This window comes from Streptomyces canus, assembly GCF_030816965.1.
Classification (GTDB): Bacteria; Actinomycetota; Actinomycetes; order Streptomycetales; family Streptomycetaceae; genus Streptomyces; species Streptomyces canus_E.
The window spans coordinates 3,522,268-3,540,870 of record NZ_JAUSYQ010000002.1 but is presented as its reverse complement, the minus strand read 5'-3'; the positions used below and the strand labels follow the sequence as shown (position 1 = coordinate 3,540,870).

Annotated in this window: 15 protein-coding genes; 12 read left to right on the top strand and 3 right to left on the bottom strand. The window is 69.7% G+C overall.

Translation table 11 applies throughout. From position 1 onward, the window contains the following. Positions 1–38: 38 nt before the first annotated feature. From QF027_RS17100 to QF027_RS17085, 4 genes are all read left to right on the top strand, one after another. Positions 39–1,268, top strand: coding sequence for a hypothetical protein (locus QF027_RS17100; RefSeq protein ID WP_307075471.1), 1,230 nt, complete (start codon positions 39–41; stop codon positions 1,266–1,268). A 144-nt stretch (positions 1,269–1,412) separates the two neighbouring features. Next, positions 1,413–2,912, top strand: coding sequence for a bifunctional cytidylyltransferase/SDR family oxidoreductase (locus QF027_RS17095; protein WP_306981310.1), 1,500 nt, complete (start codon positions 1,413–1,415; stop codon positions 2,910–2,912). 130 nt (positions 2,913–3,042) lie between these two features. After that, positions 3,043–5,118, top strand: a complete 2,076-nt coding sequence (locus QF027_RS17090) for a hypothetical protein (RefSeq protein WP_306981312.1) — start codon at positions 3,043–3,045, stop codon at positions 5,116–5,118. Positions 5,119–5,279: 161 nt separating this feature from the next. Next, positions 5,280–6,473 carry a glycosyltransferase family 2 protein gene (locus QF027_RS17085; protein ID WP_307075469.1) on the top strand — a complete coding sequence of 398 codons (1,194 nt, stop codon included), beginning with the start codon at positions 5,280–5,282 and terminating at the stop codon, positions 6,471–6,473. Here QF027_RS17085 and QF027_RS17080 read toward each other — a convergent pair. Next, complete coding sequence (locus QF027_RS17080) at positions 6,457–8,508, bottom strand: hypothetical protein (RefSeq protein WP_373430999.1); 2,052 nt, start codon at positions 8,506–8,508, stop codon at positions 6,457–6,459. The two genes, QF027_RS17085 and QF027_RS17080, sit on opposite strands and share 17 nt — an antisense overlap. A 101-nt stretch (positions 8,509–8,609) precedes the next feature. Continuing rightward, positions 8,610–10,622 carry a hypothetical protein gene (locus QF027_RS17075; RefSeq protein WP_307075467.1) on the bottom strand — a complete coding sequence of 671 codons (2,013 nt, stop codon included), beginning with the start codon at positions 10,620–10,622 and terminating at the stop codon, positions 8,610–8,612. Between the two features lie 301 nt (positions 10,623–10,923). On the opposite strand from QF027_RS17075, the gene proB reads away from it, so the two are divergent. From proB to QF027_RS17050, 5 genes are all read left to right on the top strand, one after another. Next, on the top strand, positions 10,924–12,030 hold the full coding sequence (gene proB / locus QF027_RS17070) for a glutamate 5-kinase (protein ID WP_307082401.1): 1,107 nt from the start codon (positions 10,924–10,926) through the stop codon (positions 12,028–12,030). A 247-nt stretch (positions 12,031–12,277) separates the two neighbouring features. After that, complete coding sequence (locus QF027_RS17065; RefSeq protein WP_306981318.1) at positions 12,278–12,832, top strand: hypothetical protein; 555 nt, start codon at positions 12,278–12,280, stop codon at positions 12,830–12,832. Between the two features lie 98 nt (positions 12,833–12,930). Continuing rightward, the gene (locus tag QF027_RS17060; protein ID WP_306981321.1) at positions 12,931–14,217 is read left to right on the top strand and encodes a glutamate-5-semialdehyde dehydrogenase; all 1,287 of its coding nucleotides are present in this window, start codon (positions 12,931–12,933) and stop codon (positions 14,215–14,217) included. 149 nt (positions 14,218–14,366) lie between these two features. Continuing rightward, a complete protein-coding gene (locus tag QF027_RS17055; protein WP_306981323.1) occupies positions 14,367–14,933 on the top strand; it encodes an SCO2584 family spore wall biosynthesis protein in 567 nt (188 codons plus the stop codon). 78 nt (positions 14,934–15,011) lie between these two features. Then, entirely contained in the window at positions 15,012–16,082 is a 1,071-nt protein-coding gene (locus QF027_RS17050; RefSeq protein ID WP_307075465.1) for an SCO2583 family membrane protein, read from the top strand. 101 nt (positions 16,083–16,183) lie between these two features. Here QF027_RS17050 and QF027_RS17045 read toward each other — a convergent pair whose 3' ends face one another. Further along, a complete protein-coding gene (locus QF027_RS17045) occupies positions 16,184–17,284 on the bottom strand; it encodes a M48 family metallopeptidase (RefSeq protein ID WP_306981327.1) in 1,101 nt (366 codons plus the stop codon). 145 nt (positions 17,285–17,429) lie between these two features. On the opposite strand from QF027_RS17045, the gene QF027_RS17040 reads away from it, so the two are divergent. The 3 genes from QF027_RS17040 to nadD all read left to right on the top strand — a co-directional run bounded on the left by QF027_RS17040 (position 17,430) and on the right by nadD (position 18,588). Further along, a complete protein-coding gene (locus QF027_RS17040) occupies positions 17,430–17,588 on the top strand; it encodes a hypothetical protein (protein WP_306981329.1) in 159 nt (52 codons plus the stop codon). Positions 17,589–17,705: 117 nt separating this feature from the next. Continuing rightward, entirely contained in the window at positions 17,706–17,870 is a 165-nt protein-coding gene (locus QF027_RS17035; protein WP_031051387.1) for a hypothetical protein, read from the top strand. 79 nt (positions 17,871–17,949) lie between these two features. Continuing rightward, complete coding sequence (nadD, locus tag QF027_RS17030; protein WP_057615891.1) at positions 17,950–18,588, top strand: nicotinate-nucleotide adenylyltransferase; 639 nt, start codon at positions 17,950–17,952, stop codon at positions 18,586–18,588. Positions 18,589–18,603: the final 15 nt, after the last annotated feature.

Sequence of the window (18,603 nt, the reverse complement as noted above, 5' to 3'; positions counted from 1 at the left end):
AGGTAACGCTCAGGCACTTCTCTTACCGTCCTCTGACTATGGAGACGGACTGTACGAGTAACGACCTTCCGGTGAACGGCGTGACCGATCCGCTGCCCGCCGGCACGCGCCTGCTGCACATCGGCCCCCACAAGACCGGCACGACCGCCATCCAGGGCGCGCTGTTCGCGGCGAAGGACCTGCTGCCCGAGCACGGCGTCGTGTTCCCGGCGCACAGCAGACACCCCATGGAAGCCGCCCCGGCCGCGTGCGCGAGGCCCGCGATGATCGGCGACACCGTGCCCACCGAGAAGCACTGGACGCGGCTGCTGGAGCAGGTCGAGGCCACCGGCGGGAAGACCTCGGTGATCAGCAGCGAGTTCTTCGCCGACGCCGAGGGCGACGACACGATCGCGCGGATCGTCGAGCAGCTCGGCGGGATGGGGGTCCCCCCGCTCGAGCGAAGCCGAGAGTGGGGGAGCGTCCACGTGCTGGTCACTCTGCGTCCGCTGGTGAAGATCATGCCCTCGCAGTGGCAGCAGTACGTGCAGAACGGTCTGCGCATGGGCTACGACGACTGGCTCACGCACATGCTGAGGAAGGCGCCCTACGAGCAGCCCAACCCCAGTTTCTGGCGCCGCCACCGGCACGACCGGCTCGTGGAGCGCTGGGCCCGGGCGGTCGGTGCGGAGCGGATCACCGTCGTCGTGGTCGACGATTGCGACCGCGAGGGCCTGATGCGCACTTTCGAACAACTCCTCGGGCTGCCCGAGAATCTCCTCCAGCCCGTTCCGGATGCGGCGAATCGCTCTCTTACTCTCGCCGAGACCGAAATGCTGCGGAATCTTAACAAGGAATTCCGCGGCAATGGACTGCCGGACGAGTTGTATTCCAAGCTCATCCGCAACGGCGCGGTCATGCATATGAAGAACGCGTGCAGTCCAGCGTCCGAAGACGTGAAGATCCTCACTCCCGAGTGGGCCGTGGAGGCCGCCGCCGAGGTCGGCGCCGAGATGGTGGGGCGTATCGGTGACCTGGGTGTGCGGGTCGTCGGTGATCCGGGGCTCCTGTCCGCCGTACCGAAGCTGCCTGCCCTGGACGGCGTCCCCGCCCCGCGGATCGCCCCCGAGGTGGCGGCCCGGGCGCTGTACGGGGCGCTCGCCGCGGCGGCCGAGACGCCGGTGCGGCACACCTCGCCCGCCAAGGCGCGCACGGTGCACCAGACGCCGTCGAAGGAACTCATACGGGTACTCGGACACCGGTGCCTGAAGAAGCTGCGCCGCCGCTGAACTCCGGCACGATCGTCGTTACTGGCAGTGCAAGATGAATGACAGGTAGCGCGTACATATGCGGTGAACGGCGGTCACCTTGCACAGCGGTAACCGCAAGTGGGACCATTTCCCCGTTCCCTGTCGCCCCGAGGTAGGTCTTCTGTGTCCCAGCACATCGCCAAGCCCCGTACCACCGCAGTGATCCTGGCCGGTGGTACCGGTCAGCGCGTGGGTCTCTCGATCCCCAAGCAGCTGCTGAAGATCGCCGGCAAGGCAGTCATCGAGCACACTCTGACCACCTTCGAGAAGGCCGACTCCATCGACGACATCATCGTGCTGATGGCGCCGGGTTATGTTCCGGACATAGAGAAGATCGTGGACAAGGCCGGCTTCCGGAAGGTCAAGAAGATCATCGAGGGCGGCGCCACCCGGAACGAGACCACCGAGCGCGCCATCGCGGCCCTCGGTGAGGGCCTGGCCGAGGGTGAGGACCTCAACGTCCTGTTCCACGACGCCGTACGCCCGCTGCTCTCGCGCCGTGTGATCGACGACTGCGTGGTCGCCCTGGAGCGCTTCCAGGCCGTCGACGTCGCCATCCCGTCCGCGGACACCATCATCGTGACGCGCACCCACGGCCTGGACGGCGAGTTCATCACCGAGATCCCGGACCGCTCCCGGCTGCGCCGCGGCCAGACCCCGCAGGCCTTCAAACTGTCCACCATCAAGCGCGCCTACGAGGTCGCCGCCGGGGACCCCAACTTCCAGGCCACGGACGACTGTTCGGTCGTGCTCAAGTACCTGCCGGACGTGCCGATCCACGTCGTCGCGGGTGACGAGTACAACATGAAGGTCACCCAGCCCGTCGACGTCTTCATCGCCGACAAGCTCTTCCAGCTCGCCTCGACCGCGGCTCCCGAGCAGGTGAGCGACGAGGCCTACCGCGAGCTGCTCACCGGCAAGACCATCGTCGTCTTCGGCGGCTCCTACGGCATCGGCAAGGACATCGGCGAACTCGCCGAGTCCTACGGCGCCAAGGTGTACGCGCTGGGCCGCTCCACCACCGGCACCCACGTGGAGAACCCGGAGGAGGTCGACGACGCGCTGTCCAAGGCCTACGCCGAGACCGGGCGCATCGACTACGTCGTCAACACCGCCGGCGTGCTGCGCATCGGCAAGCTGGCGGAGACCGACAACGCCACCATCGAGGAGGCGCTGAAGGTCAACTACCTGGCCCCGGTGCAGATCGCGCGCTCCTCGTACAAGTACCTGGCGGAGACCAAGGGCCAGCTGCTGCTGTACACCTCCAGCAGCTACACCCGCGGCCGCGCCGAGTACAGCCTGTACTCCTCGACCAAGGCGGCGATGGTCAATCTGACGCAGGCCCTGTCCGACGAATGGGCGGGTGACGGCGTCCGGGTGAACTGCATCAACCCCGAGCGAACCGCCACGCCCATGCGCACCAAGGCCTTCGGCCAGGAGCCCGCGGGCAGCCTGCTGTCCTCCGAGGCGGTGGCCCGCACCTCGCTCGACGTGCTGCTCTCCGAGCTGACCGGGCATGTCATCGACGTCCGCCAGCAGGACCCGACGGCCTCCGCGGGCCAGGCCTCCGGCTTCGAGGCCGCGCTGGCCAGTGTTCTGGACCGTCAGGACGGCGTGGCATAATCAGGGCCAATTAGTTTTCGTTAAATTCAGGCCTCTGTGGCTGCCCGTTCCTGGTGCATTCACAGGGGCCTGAAGCCTTAAGCACCATTAATTCGTAAACAACCGGCATCCCTCCCAGAGCAGGTTTTCAGTGATAAGCACCGCTATTCGCGTCGCCCGGGTGGGCAGCGCGGCAGAGCTGGCCGCGGCGGTCCTCATGCTGGCGGGTTTCCCCGCCATAATGGTGGCCGCGCTCATCCCGAGCGTCCCCGCCTTCGCGGCCGCGACCGCCGTCACGTACCTTGCGGACCACTATCTGCACCGCCAGGGCAGTTATCTGATCAACCGCCTCAGCAAGGTGCGCGCCGGACTGTCGATCCGCTTCCTGATCAGACAGCTCCTGCTGATCCTGCTGCTGGCCCGGCTCGACCTCTCCGACAACCTGATCTTCTACGGGGCCACCGCCTGCTTCATCGCGTTCTACGGCCTCCAGGCCCCGCACGGTGCCCTGGTCACCCTGATCCGCAACCGCCGCCGGCTCCCGGTCGCCACCCGCAACGTCGACCTGGCCTCCCGGATCCGCATCCCGGACGCTCCGCCGATCGGCCTGCTGAACCGGTCGGCCGAGAAGATGCTCCACCTCGACCTCGCGGCCGTGGTCGGCATACTCGTCGCCGCCGCGATGGACTCCAGGCTGCCCGGCTTCATCGGCATCGGTGTGACGATCGTCCTGGGCTCCCTGTACGTCCTCGCGCTGATGCCGTACGTGAGCAGGAAGAAGATCCCGCCGAACGCCGACGAGGTCCTCGCCACGGTCGACGACTGGCTGCGCGACTACAAGCCGGAGACCGTGCTGTACTTCTCCGGTTCCAGGGACTCCGCCTACCAGGTCAACATGTGGCTGGAGACCATGGAGCAGCTGGACTCCAAGCCGCTGATCATCCTGCGTGAGCGCGTCATCCTGCAGAACCTCGCGCCCACCACGGTCCCCGTCATCTGCGTGCCCGGAGGGGTGCACCTGATGAACATGGACCTGTCCACGGTGCGGGTCGCGCTGTATGCCGCGAACGTCGGCAAGAACATCCACCTGTTGCGTGTCCCCACCATGAAGCACGTCTTCATCGGCCACGGGGACAGCGACAAGCTGGCGAGCGTCAACCCGTTCAGCAAGGCGTACGACGAGGTGTGGACCGCGGGCCGGGCGGGCCGCGACCGCTACGCCATCGCCGACGTGGGTGTCCGCGACGAGGACATCGTCGAGGTGGGCCGCCCGCAGCTGGCGCCGATCCAGAAGCGGCAGGGGACGCCGGAAGGCCCCCGCGGCGGAGCCGCTGAGGGATACTGCCCGACCGTGCTCTACGCCCCCACCTGGGAAGGCTGGGACGGCGACCCGGGCAACACCTCGCTGATGCTGGCCGGCGAGAACATCGTGAAGAAGCTGCTGAAGGCCGACCCGCCGGTGCGTGTCCTCTACAAGCCGCACCCCTTCACCGGCACGGTCCTCGCCAAGGCGGGCGCCGCGCACCAGAAGGTCACCGCGCTGATCGAGAAGGCCGCCACCGAGCGCGCCACCGATCCCCGCTTCCAGGCCGACGCCGCGGCCCAGGCCGCCGCCAAGGCCGAGCTCGCCCGGATCGAGGCCCGGCTCGCCGTCCTCGCCGGCAACGGCGGCGACAAGGGCGACGAGGCCGAGGCCAGCCGTGACGGCGTGGTCGACGTGGCCAAGTACGAGGAGATCGCCCGTCTGCGCGGCGAGTGGAACGACGCGTACTGGCGTTCCTTCCCGGTGTGGGAGCACCGGGTGGTCACGGGCGCCGAGCCGCGGCTGTACGACTGCTTCAACGTCTCCGACGCGATGGTCTCCGACATCTCCAGCGTGGTCTCCGACTTCATCGCGAGCGGCAAGCCGTACGCGGTGACGGACTCCGCCGAGCTGGGTGCGGAGGAGTTCAAGCGGCAGAACACCGCCGTGCGGGCCGCCACGATCCTGTCCAACAGCGCCGCCGAGCTGGGCGAGCTGCTCGAAGCGGTCCGCGACCCGGCGGCCGACCCGCTGGCCGAGGACCGGGTGGAGCTCAAGCAGTACCTGCTCGGACCGGACGAGCCCACGTCCATCGACCAGTTCAACACCGCGGTGGCGAACCTCGCGATCAAGGCCGAAGCGCGCAATGTCGGCCAGGAGTCACGGGCGGCGGCCTCGGCGGCGGAGGCCACGACCAAGGCCTGACCTCCCCTTCGTAAAGGAAGGGCCCGGATTTCGGAGTGATCCCGAAATCCGGGCCCTTCCTGCGTATGTCCCGGTGCCGGATGCAACCCTTTCCCTCGTCCGGCCGTCTAGGGGATTGCCCCTGAGAGGAACTGGGGGAAACAGACCGCGATGGGGGAGACGTGACCGTTGTGCAGCCTGATGTGACCGTGGTCATCGGGGCGTACGAAGCGATGCCGTATCTGGTCGACTGTCTGGCCTCCGTCGAGGCACAGACCATCGGCCACGCGCGCATCGAGGTCATCGCGGTCGACGACGGCTCGGCCGACGGCACCGGGGAGTACCTGGAGGAGTTCGCCGAGCGGACCTCCCTCGACGTCACGGTGATCCGGCAGGACAACTCCGGCGGCCCCAGCGGCCCGCGCAACGTCGGTCTGGGCAAGGCGACCGGGCGTTACGTCTTCTTCCTCGACGCCGACGACCGGCTCGGCCCCGAAGCCCTGGAGCGGATGGTCGCGATGGCCGACCGCAACGGCACGGACGTCGTCCTCGGCAGGGTCGAAGGTGTCAACCGCAAGCCGCCGACGTCGATGTGGGGGCGGACCCTGGAGCGCACCGACGTCTTCTCCTCCAACATCAAGTTCACGCTGAGCGCGCAGAAGCTGTTCCGCCGCGCGTTCCTCGAGCGGCACAGCATGCGTTTCGACGAGTCCCTGTGGACCGGCGAGGACGCGCTGTTCACCATGGAGGCCTATCTGCGGGCCGACGGCGTCTCCGTGATCGCGGACCACACCTGCTACTACCTGGTGGGCCGCGAGGACGGCAAGCACGTCACCAGGACCGGCAGCCACACCCTGCGCTTCGACTCCGCGCGCGCTCTGATGAACCTGATCGCCGAGATGGTCCCGGCGGGCGCGAGACGCGACGTGCTGATGGTCCGTCCCTTCCTCGTCACCCTGCTCCCGCAGTTCGGCCCGAAGTTCCTGAAGGACAGCGAGGCGGTACGCCGGGAGAAGCTGGAGTTGGCGAAGCCGCTGGTCGACGCGTACTGGACCGGTGAGGTGGCCCACCGCCTCCGGGTGCATGAACGTCTGCGGCTCGAGCTGGTGGCGATGGGCCGCCCGGATCTCCTGGTGGAGGTCCTGGAGTTCCTGAAGGCGAAGAAGACCCCCGAGACCGTGTTGGAGAAGGGTGGCCGCCGTGTGTATTTCGCCTACCCGTTCTTCCGTGACCCGTCGACGGGCCTGCCCGACGCGCTCTATCTGGCCGAGCCGCGCGAGGCCCGTGAGGTGCCGGGCTACAGAGAGATAGGGGTCGACCAGTTGCTGCGCCGGGCCGTACGCAAAGCGCGAAGGGTCCTCACCCCGGCAGGGTGAGTGTCCCGGAGACGGACACGGTCTCCTCGTCCCGCCGCTGCCCGGGGACCCGCCGCTTGCGGGCCACCGCACACAACGCCCGAACGGCCATGTCGAAGCGTTCCTGCGAAGACGGCTCATCCGCTCCCAGCAACCGCCGCTTCAACTCGGCTCGCGCCTCGGCGAGTTCGTCCAGTTCAGGCTGTCGTACGGCCTTCAGCAGCCCGCGCACCCCCACCGCGTCCGGGGTCAGCACGATCGCCGCCCCCGCCGTGGGAAACGCCGCACGAAACGCAGCCTCGCTCAACCCGCTGGTGTTCGCGACAGCGTACGGTTTCCCGCTCGCCAGGAAGTCGCTGACCACGCTCGACACATCGCTGATCAGCAGGTCGGCCCGGTTGAAGCAGGCGTACAGCGTGGGCCGGGCGTCGGTCACGACCTGGTGCTCCCACTCCGGCAGCGAGGCCCAGTACGCCCGCTCCCAGGCGGCGGTCGCCCGGGTCACCGCCTCCGCACGGCCCGGTTCCGGCGTGGACTGCAGCAGCATCCGCTCGACCGAGTCCGCGGCGGCCCGGAACGACGCGATGGTGAGCCGGTCCAACTCACGTGTCCGGCGGGAGAGTTCGCCGTCGTCGGCAGGTCGTTCCCCCGACCGCTGCCGGTTCGCCGCCCGCACCAGCTCACGGATCCTCTGGTCCGCCGCGCCGGCCCGCGCGTCCACCGATCCGGTCAGCGGATGCGGCTTGTACAGCAGCCGTACCCCGGGATCGGCCAGCAGCGCACGCACGATGTTCTCGCCCGCCTCGATCACCGACGTGTTGCCGGGGTTGCCGTCCCAGCCCTCCCAGGTGGGCGCGTACAGCACCGTCGTGTACGTCCCGGTCGGCGGCCCCTCGTACGGCCGTACGGCGTCCAGCTGCGGGCGGCCGATCTCCACCACGTCCTTGTCCTCGACGCCCACCTCGGCCGCCGCGTACCGCTCGCGGGCCGCGGGACCGGCCACCCACACCTCGTCGTAGGCCTTCGCGTACGGGTTGCAGGAGGACAGCTTGTCGCTCTCGCCGTGGTTGACGAAGGTGTGCTTGATCGTGGGGATGCGCAGGACCTGGGAGGTCTTGCCGGAGTTCGACGGGTGGATGAGGACCTGGAGCGTGGACTGCTCCAGGCGCAGCAGCGTGGACACCTTCGGCAGGCAGACGATCGGGACGTCGGTCGCGGCGATCTTCTGCATCATGAACCGCTCGCGCAGGATGATGACCGGTCTCCCGTCGAGCTTCGCGAGCGGCTCCAGCCACATGTTGGCCTGGTAGGCGGAGGAGGCCCCGCCGGAGAAGTACAGGCCGACGGTCGGCCGGTACTCGGCGAGCCATGCGTCGAACCAGTCCAGCACCTCCTGCTCGCCCGCCGGACGCCGGCTCGGCAGCAGTCGTACGAGAAGGTCGTACAGACCCATGAGGGCGAGCCCGAGGGACATCGCGATGCCGAAGGCCGCGCACCGGGGTTCGCCGGTGGCCGCCGTGACCAGCAGGCCCGCCGTGGCGGGCAGGCCGTGGACCAGGAGGCGGGGGCCGGGGCGGCGCAGCAGGGCGGGCGGGGCCGGGGTCAGGCGGAGCGCGGAGGCGTCGATGTTCCGGGTGACCACCGGGAGGGTGCGGGTGCGGCGGACCAGGACGGAGGCCGCCTGGATCGCGCAGTGCAGCGCGTAGAAGGCGAGCAGACCGGCCACCAGCACGGTGTACGCCGTCTCCTCGTCCTCCGGGGTCAGCCGCAGCAGGCCGAGGACCAGCAGCAGGTCGCGCAGGACGTGCCGCACGGTGATGTCCGCGTGGGACTTGGCGAACAGGGAGACCATGCCGCGCTGCCACCGGTGCAGGACGCCCTCGACGGCCAGGGAGGCGGCCGTCGCGGCGAGCAACAGCGGGACGTGCGGACGCAGGGCGGCGACGGCCTGGGCGACGACGGCGGCTGCCAGGACGGCGGCGACGAGGACTCTCGTCGCGGTCTGCCGGCCCGGCAGCCGCAGCGCGGACCGGAGGCGGGGGAGGGGTGTTCGCACGGGGGTCACTCCAAGGTCGTCGCGAGACGGACGCCTTGGTTAACGCGTGCCGACCTCCGGACGACACGCGCGTGTCCTGTGCCCTGCGGGGTGGGGAAGTGCTATGCGACGGGTTCGTGCTGGGCGACGTGAGCGACCGGCGCGACGAGATCCTCGGCCCGTTCCGCCACCGCCTTGTCGGCCAGGTCGTTCACGGCGGTGTTGAACCGTTCCATGGACGTGGGCCGGTCGGGCCCCAGCACGTACTCCTTGAGAGTGCGGCGCCGCGGGGCCATCGGGTCGTGACGGGGTTCGCGGACCGAGCGCAGGATCTCCGGGAGCCGGGTGCAGGCGCGGTCGAGCAGATAGGCGCCGCCCGCGGTGGTGTAGGCGGCCCGGAACTCCTCGTCGGGCAGGTCCCGGGCGTTGGTCAGGACGTACGGCTTGAGGCTGGCCACGAAGTCGGCGACCACCGAGGAGACGTCACTGATGAGCAGGTCCGCCTGGTTGAAGCACTCGTACAGGGTGGGGAGTTGTTCGAGGATCACATGATGCCGTGCGGTGCTCTGGCTCGCCCAGAAGATCCGGTGCCACTCGTCCCGCAGCTCCTGCCACTCGGCCGCGCCGTCCCGGTCGGGGACCCGCGCGTCCCGCAACTGCTGGGCGTCGTCGCCCTCGTGACGCCCCGACATCTCGTCTAGACGGGCCCGGATCTCCCGCAGCCCGGCTCTCGCGGCTTCGGTGTCCTTCTCGTCGTCGGCCCGCAGCAGTTCCCTGATGGCCCGGTCCGCGGCGGCCGCCTCGGGTGAACGCTTGCCGGTGAGGGGGTGCGGCTTGTAGATGATCCGGACGTTCTCCGCGAGGAGCTTCTCGATCAGGGGTACGCCCATCGGGATCAGCGACGTGTGGCAGTCGTCGTCGCTCCAGCCCTCCCAGGTGGGTGCGTAGAGGACCACGGGCACCGGGCCGGCGATGTCCTCGGCGTGCGGCCGGACCGGGGCCAGCTGCGGGCGGCCCACCTCGACGATGGCGTTGTCACTGATGGCGTGCCGCACCCGCCGGTAGCGGTCCCGGCCCGCCCGCCCGGCCACCCAGATCTCGTCGTACACCTTGCTGACGCGGTTGCTGCTGGCGAGCTTGTCGCTGTCGCCGTGGCCGATGAAGACGTGCTTGGCCTCGGCGACGCGCAGCATGTGGACGTTCTTGCCGGCGTTGCCGGGGTAGAGGACGACCCGGACGCCAGACAGCTCGAGCTCGGCCAGGTCGTCGGCCTTGGGCACGCAGACCACGGGGATCCGGGTGCGGCCGAGGAAGCGGAAGGAGGCCCGCTCGCGCAGGACGATCACCGGGCGCCGGTCGAGCTGCTCCAGCGTCTCGATCCACATGTTGACCTGGTACATGAAGTCCCGGGACACCGCCGCGAAGCTGAAGTACAGGGCCACCTCGGGCCGGTACGCGTCAAGCCGGCGGTTGACCTCGCCGATCACCGCGTCCCGGCGGGGCATCCGGCGGACCGCGCGGAACTGTCCCAGCAGGGCGATGAGGGCGGCCGAGGCCGCGCCGATCGTCAGCGCGTAGCCGACGTAGGCCGAGTACCACGTGCCGGTCGCCAGCGCGACGATCAGACCCGCGTGGGCCGGCAGATCGAGGTGGAGCAGCTTGCGCAGGAAACGCCGGTAGAGATAGGCGGGCGGGCGTTCCGGTATGTCGATCCCGCTCATGTCGAGATTGCGCACGATCATCGGGAGTATCCGGCGCCTGCGGATTGCGTGATGCAGTGCCGAATACATCATCACGAGCAGGAAATGGGCGCTGAGGACGGCGAGCCCGGTGACCAGCACAGCGCCCGGCGCGTCCATCCGGTCGGCCAGGGCGAGCAGCATCACGGTGCGCACGGCGAACCGCATCGTGCGGCTGAGCTGCAGGGTCGCCAGGCGCCGGACGAATCCCGGGGCCTTGACGTGCAGGGCCTCGTCCGCCAGGTAGGTCACGGCCCACGCCGCCGTGAAACCCCACAGAGACGGCAGCAGTGCCAGGACGGGCAGCGCCGCGAAACCGGCACCGAAAAGGATCACCAGGAGAAGTTCGGTCTTCCCGGGAACGCGCAGGGCGGCGCACAACCGACGGATCGTCATGGGCGGGGCTTTCTCGAGCTACGGCAATGACCTTGTTGTCGGCAGTTGGACACGAGGCGGAGGTGAATGGTTGTACATCTTGGTGTCGAAAAGAATTCACTTCCGATTAACGGGAAGGTGTGATTCCGATTCCCTTGGACTTTCTCAAAAAGGGAACCGAACCGGCCCTGGAACGCGTCCGGCACCGGGTCCGGGGACTGGACGGACGCGCGTCCCCGCGTCCCCTTCGCGTACATTGCGGACGAGGTACCCGAAGTGGCGCGAGGGGACAGGACACAAGGTGGCAGGGGCAAGGCAGGCTGTGGGCGAGGCCCGCAGGATCGTCGTCAAGGTGGGTTCCTCGTCGCTGACCACCGCCGCCGGCGGCCTCGACGCCGACCGGGTCGACGCGCTCGTCGACGTCCTCGCCAAGAGCCGCAGCGGCGGAGAGCGCGAGATCGTCCTCGTCTCCTCAGGAGCCATCGCCGCCGGACTCGCCCCGCTCGGGCTGCGCCGCCGCCCCCGGGACCTCGCCCGCCAGCAGGCCGCCGCCAGCGTCGGCCAGGGCCTGCTCGTCGCCCGCTACACCGCCTCCTTCGCGCGGTACGGCGTCCGCGTCGGCCAGGTGCTGCTCACCAGCGACGACATGAGCCGCCGCGCCCACCACCGCAACGCCTCCCGCACCCTCGACAAGCTCCTCGCGATGGGCGCCTTCCCGATCGTCAACGAGAACGACACCGTCGCCACCGACGAGATCCGCTTCGGCGACAACGACCGGCTCGCGGCCCTTGTGGCGCACCTGGTCCACGCCGACCTGCTGGTCCTGCTCTCCGACATCGACGGCGTCTACGACGGCGACCCCAGCAGGCCGGGGACCTCGCGGATAGCTCAGGTGCGGCAGCCCGAGGACCTGGCGGGCGTCGAGATCGGCAGCGCGGGGAAGGCGGGCGTCGGCACCGGCGGCATGGGCACCAAGGTCGAGGCCGCCCGGATCGCGGCCGCCGCCGGCATCCCCGTCGTGCTGACCAGCACGATCCACGCGGCCGAGGCGCTGTCCGGCGGTGACACCGGCACGTACTTCCACCCCGCCGGCAAGCGCTCCGCCGACCGGCTGCTGTGGCTCCAGCACGCGTCCACCCCGCAGGGCTCGCTGACCCTGGACGACGGCGCGGTGAAGGCGGTCGTCGACCGCCGCAAGTCGCTGCTGCCGGCCGGGATCGCTTCGGTCGAGGGCGAGTTCGTCGCGGGCGACCCCGTCGAGCTGCGGGACGGCACGGGCCACGCGGTGGCCCGCGGGCTCGTCAACTTCGACGCCAAGGAGATCCCGCAGCTGATCGGCCGCTCGACCCGGGAACTGGCACGGGATCTGGGACCGGCCTACGAGCGGGAGGTCGTCCACCGGGACGATCTGGTGATCCTGCACCCCTGAGGGCCGCTGTCGGCGTCTTCGGGCGTCTTCCGGCGTCTTCCGGCGTCTTCCGGCGTCTTCCTGGCGTCGTCCGGTGCCCGGTGTGCTCCAGGTGCCCGAAAACGGGGTGAACGCCCTGCCAAGAGCGTCGCCCTGAGGTGGACGTTCCGCAAAATCGCCCCACGAACCCCTGCGGCCTGCTCAACTTTGTCCCAGGGACACATTCCGCCCGACCCGTGGGGTCGACCTGTGCATGAAGGAGGCCGTCGTGAGACGAGTGCGCCCTGGGGCGGCGGCGTCCCGCGATGGTGCTGCGCCTTCCCGCGGCGGGTCCGGCCCGCCCGTCGTGAGGGAGTCCGGCGGTTCTCCGGCGCGAGCTGCGGACGAGGCCGGTGGCTCTGCCGCGCGGCCGGCCGGCGAGGAGCGGGCCCTGACGAGTGTCGCGGCCGGCGACCGGTTCGAGGGTGAGGAGCCCCGGGATCTGCCGCGCCTGTGGCACGTCACCCTCAGCGTCTCCGGCGGGGAGGCCCCGCTCAAGGAGGTCCGGCGCGCTCTCGAGCAGCTCGCCCACGACCATCCCTTCCTGCTGACCAGCCGCTATGCCAACGACCACGCGGAGATCCGGTACTGGGAGGAGGCCCGCGACCTGCACGACGCGGCCGCCGTCGCCCTGCGCCTGTGGGGGGAGCACCGCCAGACCGCGGGACTGCCGCCTTGGGAGATCGTCGGCCTGGAGGTCATCGACCGCCAGACCTACCACCAGCGCATCGCCGAGGGCTACGGTCCGCCGCCGGCCACCCCGGTCGGAGCGCACCCGTTCTGATCACCCGTTCTGATCGTGGCACCCGGCGTCCCTTTGATCCCGTCTCGCGCTGTGGAACAACAGGTGGACGGTCCCGTCCGGCGCACTACCCTTCCGGTATGACCTCGCTCTCGCCGTACGACTCCATGACCCCGGTCACCCAGGCCGCATACCGGGCCAAGGCCGCCGCCGCCGACCTCGCCCCGCTGCCCAGGGCCGAGAAGGACGACGCGCTGCTCGCCATCGCGGACGCCCTGGAGGTCCGTACGAGCGAGATCGTCGAGGCCAACGCCAAGGACGTCGCCAAGGCCCGGGAGGCCGGGACCAGCGAGGCGATCATCGACCGGTTGACGCTCACCCCGGAGCGGGTGCGCGCGATCGCCTCCGACGTCCGGGACGTCGTCGCCCTGCCCGACCCGGTGGGCGAGGTCGTGCGCGGCTCGACCCTCCCGAACGGCATCGACCTGCGCCAGGTCCGCGTCCCGCTCGGCGTGGTCGGGATCATCTACGAGGCCCGCCCGAACGTCACGGTCGACGCCGCCGCCCTCTGCCTGAAGTCCGGCAACGCCGTCCTGCTGCGCGGCTCGGCCTCCGCATACGAGTCGAACGCCGCCCTCGTACGGGTCCTGCGCGACGCCGTGGGCGGCGCCGGGCTGCCCGCCGACGCCATCCAGCTCGTGCCCGGCGAGAGCCGCGAGAGCGTGCGCGAGCTGATGCGCGCCCGCGGCCTGGTCGACGTGCTCATCCCGCGCGGCGGTGCCTCGCTGATCCAGACCGTCGTCACGGAGTCGATCGTCCCCGTCATCGAGACCGGCACCGGCAACTGCCACGTCTACGTCGACGCCCACGCAGACCTCGACATGGCGATCGACATCCTGATCAACTCCAAGGCCCAGCGGGTCAGCGTCTGCAATGCCGCCGAGACCCTCCTGGTCCACCAGGACATCGCCCCCGAGTTCCTGCCGCGCGCCCTGGACGCCCTCGCCGAGGCCGGGGTGACCGTCCACGCCGACCAGCGGGTACTGGCGTACGCGAAGGACACCAAGGCGACCGTCGTCGAGGCCACGCTCGACGACTGGGACACCGAGTACCTCTCCTACGACATCGCCGCCGCCGTCGTCGACTCGCTCGACAAAGCCGTCGAGCACATCCGGCTGTGGACCTCCGGCCACACCGAGGCCATCGTCACCACCTCCCAGCAGGCCGCCCGCCGCTTCACCCAGCTGGTGGACTCCACGACGGTCGCGGTGAACGCCTCCACCCGCTTCACCGACGGTGGCCAGTTCGGCTTCGGTGCGGAGATCGGCATCTCGACCCAGAAGCTGCACGCGCGCGGTCCGATGGGCCTGCCGGAGCTGACGAGCACGAAGTACATCGTGACCGGGGACGGTCACATCCGGCGCTGACGGCCTCCGCGCACAGGGGCGCGCACCTGCGCATATGCGTCCGTCACGCGCCCCCGCCCCGCTTGCGTGGCGTACGAGAGGTGTCTCACCAGGCGGATGAATTTCCATACCGTCTGCCCAAATTGACCCCCCAGGTCTACTCTGGATCCGTGCCGGAGGACGTGGGGGGCACGCCGTTCCCTGACGGCTGGGAGCCCGACGACGACCACGACCGCGGGGTGTCGGACGAAGAGTTCGCCTCCGTGGTCTTCGACGAGGCCTTCGTACGGGCGGCCGTGGTGCACGAGCCGACCGCCGTCGAGCGCCTCCTGGCCGCGGCCCAGGCGAGAGCGGAGGCCTCCGAGGCCGACGCCCGCCGCGCACGCCCCAGAGGCGAGCGGTACGAGGACGGCTATGGACCCGGCGCTTTCGGCCATGATCCAGAGCTCGACGACCTGGACGACACGGACGTCCTCGAAGGCCGCTACGGCGCCCCGGGGACGTACGGCAAACAGTTCCGCTGGCACCGCCCCGTCGCCTGGATGCTGGCCCTCGTCATGGGCATCGGCATGGTGGCGCTGGCCTTCACGGCGGTCTACAGGGGCTCCTCCTCCGGGAGCCGGGACCGGGTTCCGCCGCCGGCCTCGACCGGTCTGGAACACGGGAGCACGGTGACGCCCTCGGCGTCCGCCGACTCCTCCCAGCCAGCCCTCTCCGCGGTCCCGCGAACGCCCTGACACTCCTGGTGAGAACCTGTCAGAACTTGTCGCACAGCAGGGCGTTTACCTGAGCTCCGCGAGACCTACTCTGAAGATATGGGAGGGCCAGGAGACCCACCTGAGGGGACACCCGAGGGCGGCCCCGTGGGTGGTGAGGACGAGTACCGATCCGTCGTCTTCGACGAGTCGTTCGTTCGCGCTGCCCGCCTCCAGGAGTACTCCGCGCAGGAGCGCATGACCGACCACGCGCCCGCCGTGCGCCGCCGCCCGCCGCTGCGCCGGGGACTGTCCCGGCAGGCGCTGATCCTGTTCCTGCTGATCGCCCTCGCCTTCGGCACCGCGATCTACATGGGTGTACGGCACCCCTACCAGACCTCCGCGGTCCGCCAGCCCGTCGAGCCCCTGCGGATGACCGTCATACCGCTGGCCCCCGAGGGCAAGGTCCCGGGGCACACCGACGCCGAGTACCTGTACGGGCACAGCCCGGCCGCGCAGTACCGCGTCGGCGCCGAGGGCATCCCGCTGCCGGCCTCCCGCCGCACCGCGCACTTCTCCGACAGCCAGGTCGTGTCCGCGCTGACCACCGCCAAGGACTACATCGTGCGGTCCTCGCTCGACCCGGACGTCCTCGTCGGCAACCAGGTCCGTGCCGTGCGGGTGCTCCTCGACACGGACCAGCTCGACCAGTTCGACCAGAGTTTCGCCCACCCGGCAGCGGACGGGCGGCACGCGCCGACCGGGTGGCTGGTCCGCTTCGACCCCGCGGAGACGCGGCTGGCCGACCACAGGATCCGGGTGCAGGGGAGCTTGCAGGCCGCCGAGACCGACTCGTCGACGCTGGAGGTCACGGCGGACCACACGTTCGTGTACGCGCTGCGTTCCGCGGCCGCGGACCCCAGGGCCGAGGTGTCGCTGTTCACCGTCCGGCGTGAGCTGCACTTCCGGTTCGACCGGGACGATCTGCGGATGCACACGACGCAGCTGGTCGTGTCCTATGTCCAGGCCGGGCCGCTGTCGTGTGCGGAGGACTCCACGAATCGGCTGCATCCCTTGCTGGCCGGGGAGACGGCGAAGGCAGGCGGGCCCGCGGGGACGGATCCGTATGCGACGGGGAGTGCCACGGCGCTGTGCGGGTCGCTGGCGACCGGTGCGCAGCCGAAGGTGTGACCGGGGTACGAGGCCGGTTCGGTCCCCTACCGGCCGGTGGGGCCGGTCGTGCGCACGCGGCGGAGCCGCACGGCGACACAGCCCCCGCGCCCCCTGGGGTCTCAGTCCTCCTCGTTGTCGCGGGACGTGTCCGTCGGGGGCTCGTCCTCCCGTGGGGCCGAGTTTGAGAAGCCGCCGAAGCCCCTGCGTACCCTGCCGCCCAGATCGCCCGCTCCGCCCGCGATGTCGCTGACCAGCTTCATCAGGGGGTCCTTGGAGCTCTTGACGTTGGTCGCGTAGCTCGCCGCCGACTCGCGGAAGGAGTCCGTGACCGAGGTGTCCTTGTCCTCGGTGCGGCGCGGGTAGTGGCCGTCCATGATCCGCTGGTGGTCGCGGGACTCGGCCCACTTCTTCAGCTCGGCCGCCCGCACGGTGGTGAAGGGGTGGGAGCGCGGCAGGACGTTCAGGATCTTCAGCACGGAGTCGCGCAGGTCGCCGCCGGCCTCGTACTCCTCGGCCTGCTTCAGGAACGCGTCCACGTTCATCTCGTGCAGATGGTGACCGCCGGCCAACTTCATCAGGCCGCGCATCGAGGCCTTCAGATCCTGGCCGACCAGCAGGCCCGCCCGGTCCGCCGACAGCTCCGACTTGCGGAACCACTCGCGCAGCGCGGTCACGATCGCCATGATCGCGATGTTGCCCAGCGGGATCCACGCCACCCTGAGGGCGAGGCTGGTCAGGAACAGCAGTATGGTCCGGTAGACCGAGTGGCCGGACAGGGCGTGGCCCACCTCGTGGCCGACGACCGCCCGCATCTCCTCCTCGTCCAGCAGGTCGACCAGACCCGTGGTGACGACGATGATCGGCTCGTCCAGGCCGATACACATCGCGTTGGGCTGCGGGTCCTGATTGACGTACATCGGCGGGACCTTCTCCAGGTCCAGGATGTAACACGCGTCCCGCAGCATGTCGTTGAGGTACGCGAACTGCTGGTCGGAGACGCGCACCGAGTCGGACAGGAACAGCAGCCTCAGACTCCGCTCCGGGAGCAGACCGCTGAGCGCCTTGAACACCGTGTCGAAACCGCTCAGCTTGCGCAGCGCCACCAGGGCGGAGCGGTCGGCGGGGTGTTCGTACGCACGGGAGGAGATTCCCGGGAAACGCCTGCGCTGCCTGCTCGGCACGTTCTCGTGCCCGTTGTTCTGATGGCCGTCGTCGGACATGTCTTCCCCCATGTGCGTCTTTGGCTGTGCCCTTTGACCTCTGTGATCCTTTGCGGACCCTTGTGCGGCCCTTTGCGCCCCCGAAGCAGAGCCCAGCCTAGGCGGAGATAGCGTGGACGGGCAGTACAGCGAAGGAGTCCACGTCATGGAGCACACCCGGGCCGCCTGGCTCACCGAGGCCGCGAGCGCCGCCGAGCAGCAGGGATCCGGAGATCTGCTCAGGGTGGTACTGGTCGTGATGTTCCTGGGCTGTGCGTTCACCGCGTGGTTCCTGCTGCGGGGGTACAAGCGGAAGGACGACTGAGAAGGGGCGAAGGTTCCCCGCCGTCCCCAACGGTGGAGTCGGCGTGATCGCCCTCACCGCGCCCGCTTACCATGGGCCGACAGCTTTATCCCGCCCACCGGATAGGTCCTGCCGAAGATGAGCTTCCACAGCACCGCTGCCCAGTTGGTCACCCTCGCCGCAGAGGGCGAGGAGCACGGCGGCAACCACGAGAGCCTCGACCCCTTGGTGACCGGCGGCGCCGCGTTCCTCATCCTGCTGCTCCTGCTGTGGATCACCACCCGTTTCAACCGCGACCGCTGAGGCGCCGAGTGCCCAGAGCGGGGCACTTCGGGCCTCCGCCGGCCGGTGTCCTCAGATCGGGCCGGTAGGGTCTGCACGCATGGGAGAGCAGGACATGCCTACCGGCCCGGGCAACAGCCCGTCGAACCCCGGCAAGCGCCGCCTCGGCGTCATGGGCGGAACGTTCGACCCGATCCACCACGGGCACCTCGTGGCGGCCAGTGAGGCCGTCGCGCAGTTCCATCTGGACGAGGTGGTGTTCGTACCGACCGGCCAGCCGTGGCAGAAGACCCACCGCCGGGTCTCCCCGGCCGAGGACCGCTACCTGATGACGGTCATCGCGACCGCCGAGAACCCGCAGTTCTCGGTCAGCCGCATCGACATCGACCGCGGTGGCGCGACCTACACCACGGACACGCTGCGCGACCTCAAGTCCCTCAACCCCGACACCGACCTCTTCTTCATCACGGGCGCCGACGCCCTCGGCCAGATCCTCACCTGGCGGGACGCGGAAGAGCTCTTCTCTCTCGCGCACTTCATCGGAGTCACCCGGCCCGGCCACACTCTGGCCGACCCCGGGCTGCCCGAGGGCGGCGTCTCCCTCGTCGAGGTCCCCGCCCTGGCCATCTCCTCCACCGACTGCCGGGCGAGAGTCGCCAAGGGCGACCCCGTCTGGTACCTGGTGCCGGACGGAGTCGTGCGTTACATCGACAAGCGCGAGCTGTACCGCGGCGAGTGAGCCGAGAGGGGCACC

What these genes read in the sequence shown, in the direction of transcription:
- QF027_RS17035 (WP_031051387.1), top strand. Translation starts at nt 17,706, where the DNA reads ATGAGCTTCCACAGCACCGCTGCCCAGTTGGTCACCCTCGCCGCAGAG.
- nadD (WP_057615891.1), top strand. Translation starts at nt 17,950, where the DNA reads ATGGGAGAGCAGGACATGCCTACCGGCCCGGGCAACAGCCCGTCGAAC.
- QF027_RS17075 (WP_307075467.1), bottom strand. Translation starts at nt 10,622, where the DNA reads ATGACGATCCGTCGGTTGTGCGCCGCCCTGCGCGTTCCCGGGAAGACC.
- QF027_RS17040 (WP_306981329.1), top strand. Translation starts at nt 17,430, where the DNA reads ATGGAGCACACCCGGGCCGCCTGGCTCACCGAGGCCGCGAGCGCCGCC.
- QF027_RS17060 (WP_306981321.1), top strand. Translation starts at nt 12,931, where the DNA reads ATGACCTCGCTCTCGCCGTACGACTCCATGACCCCGGTCACCCAGGCC.
- QF027_RS17050 (WP_307075465.1), top strand. Translation starts at nt 15,012, where the DNA reads ATGGGAGGGCCAGGAGACCCACCTGAGGGGACACCCGAGGGCGGCCCC.
- QF027_RS17100 (WP_307075471.1), top strand. Translation starts at nt 39, where the DNA reads ATGGAGACGGACTGTACGAGTAACGACCTTCCGGTGAACGGCGTGACC.
- QF027_RS17045 (WP_306981327.1), bottom strand. Translation starts at nt 17,284, where the DNA reads ATGTCCGACGACGGCCATCAGAACAACGGGCACGAGAACGTGCCGAGC.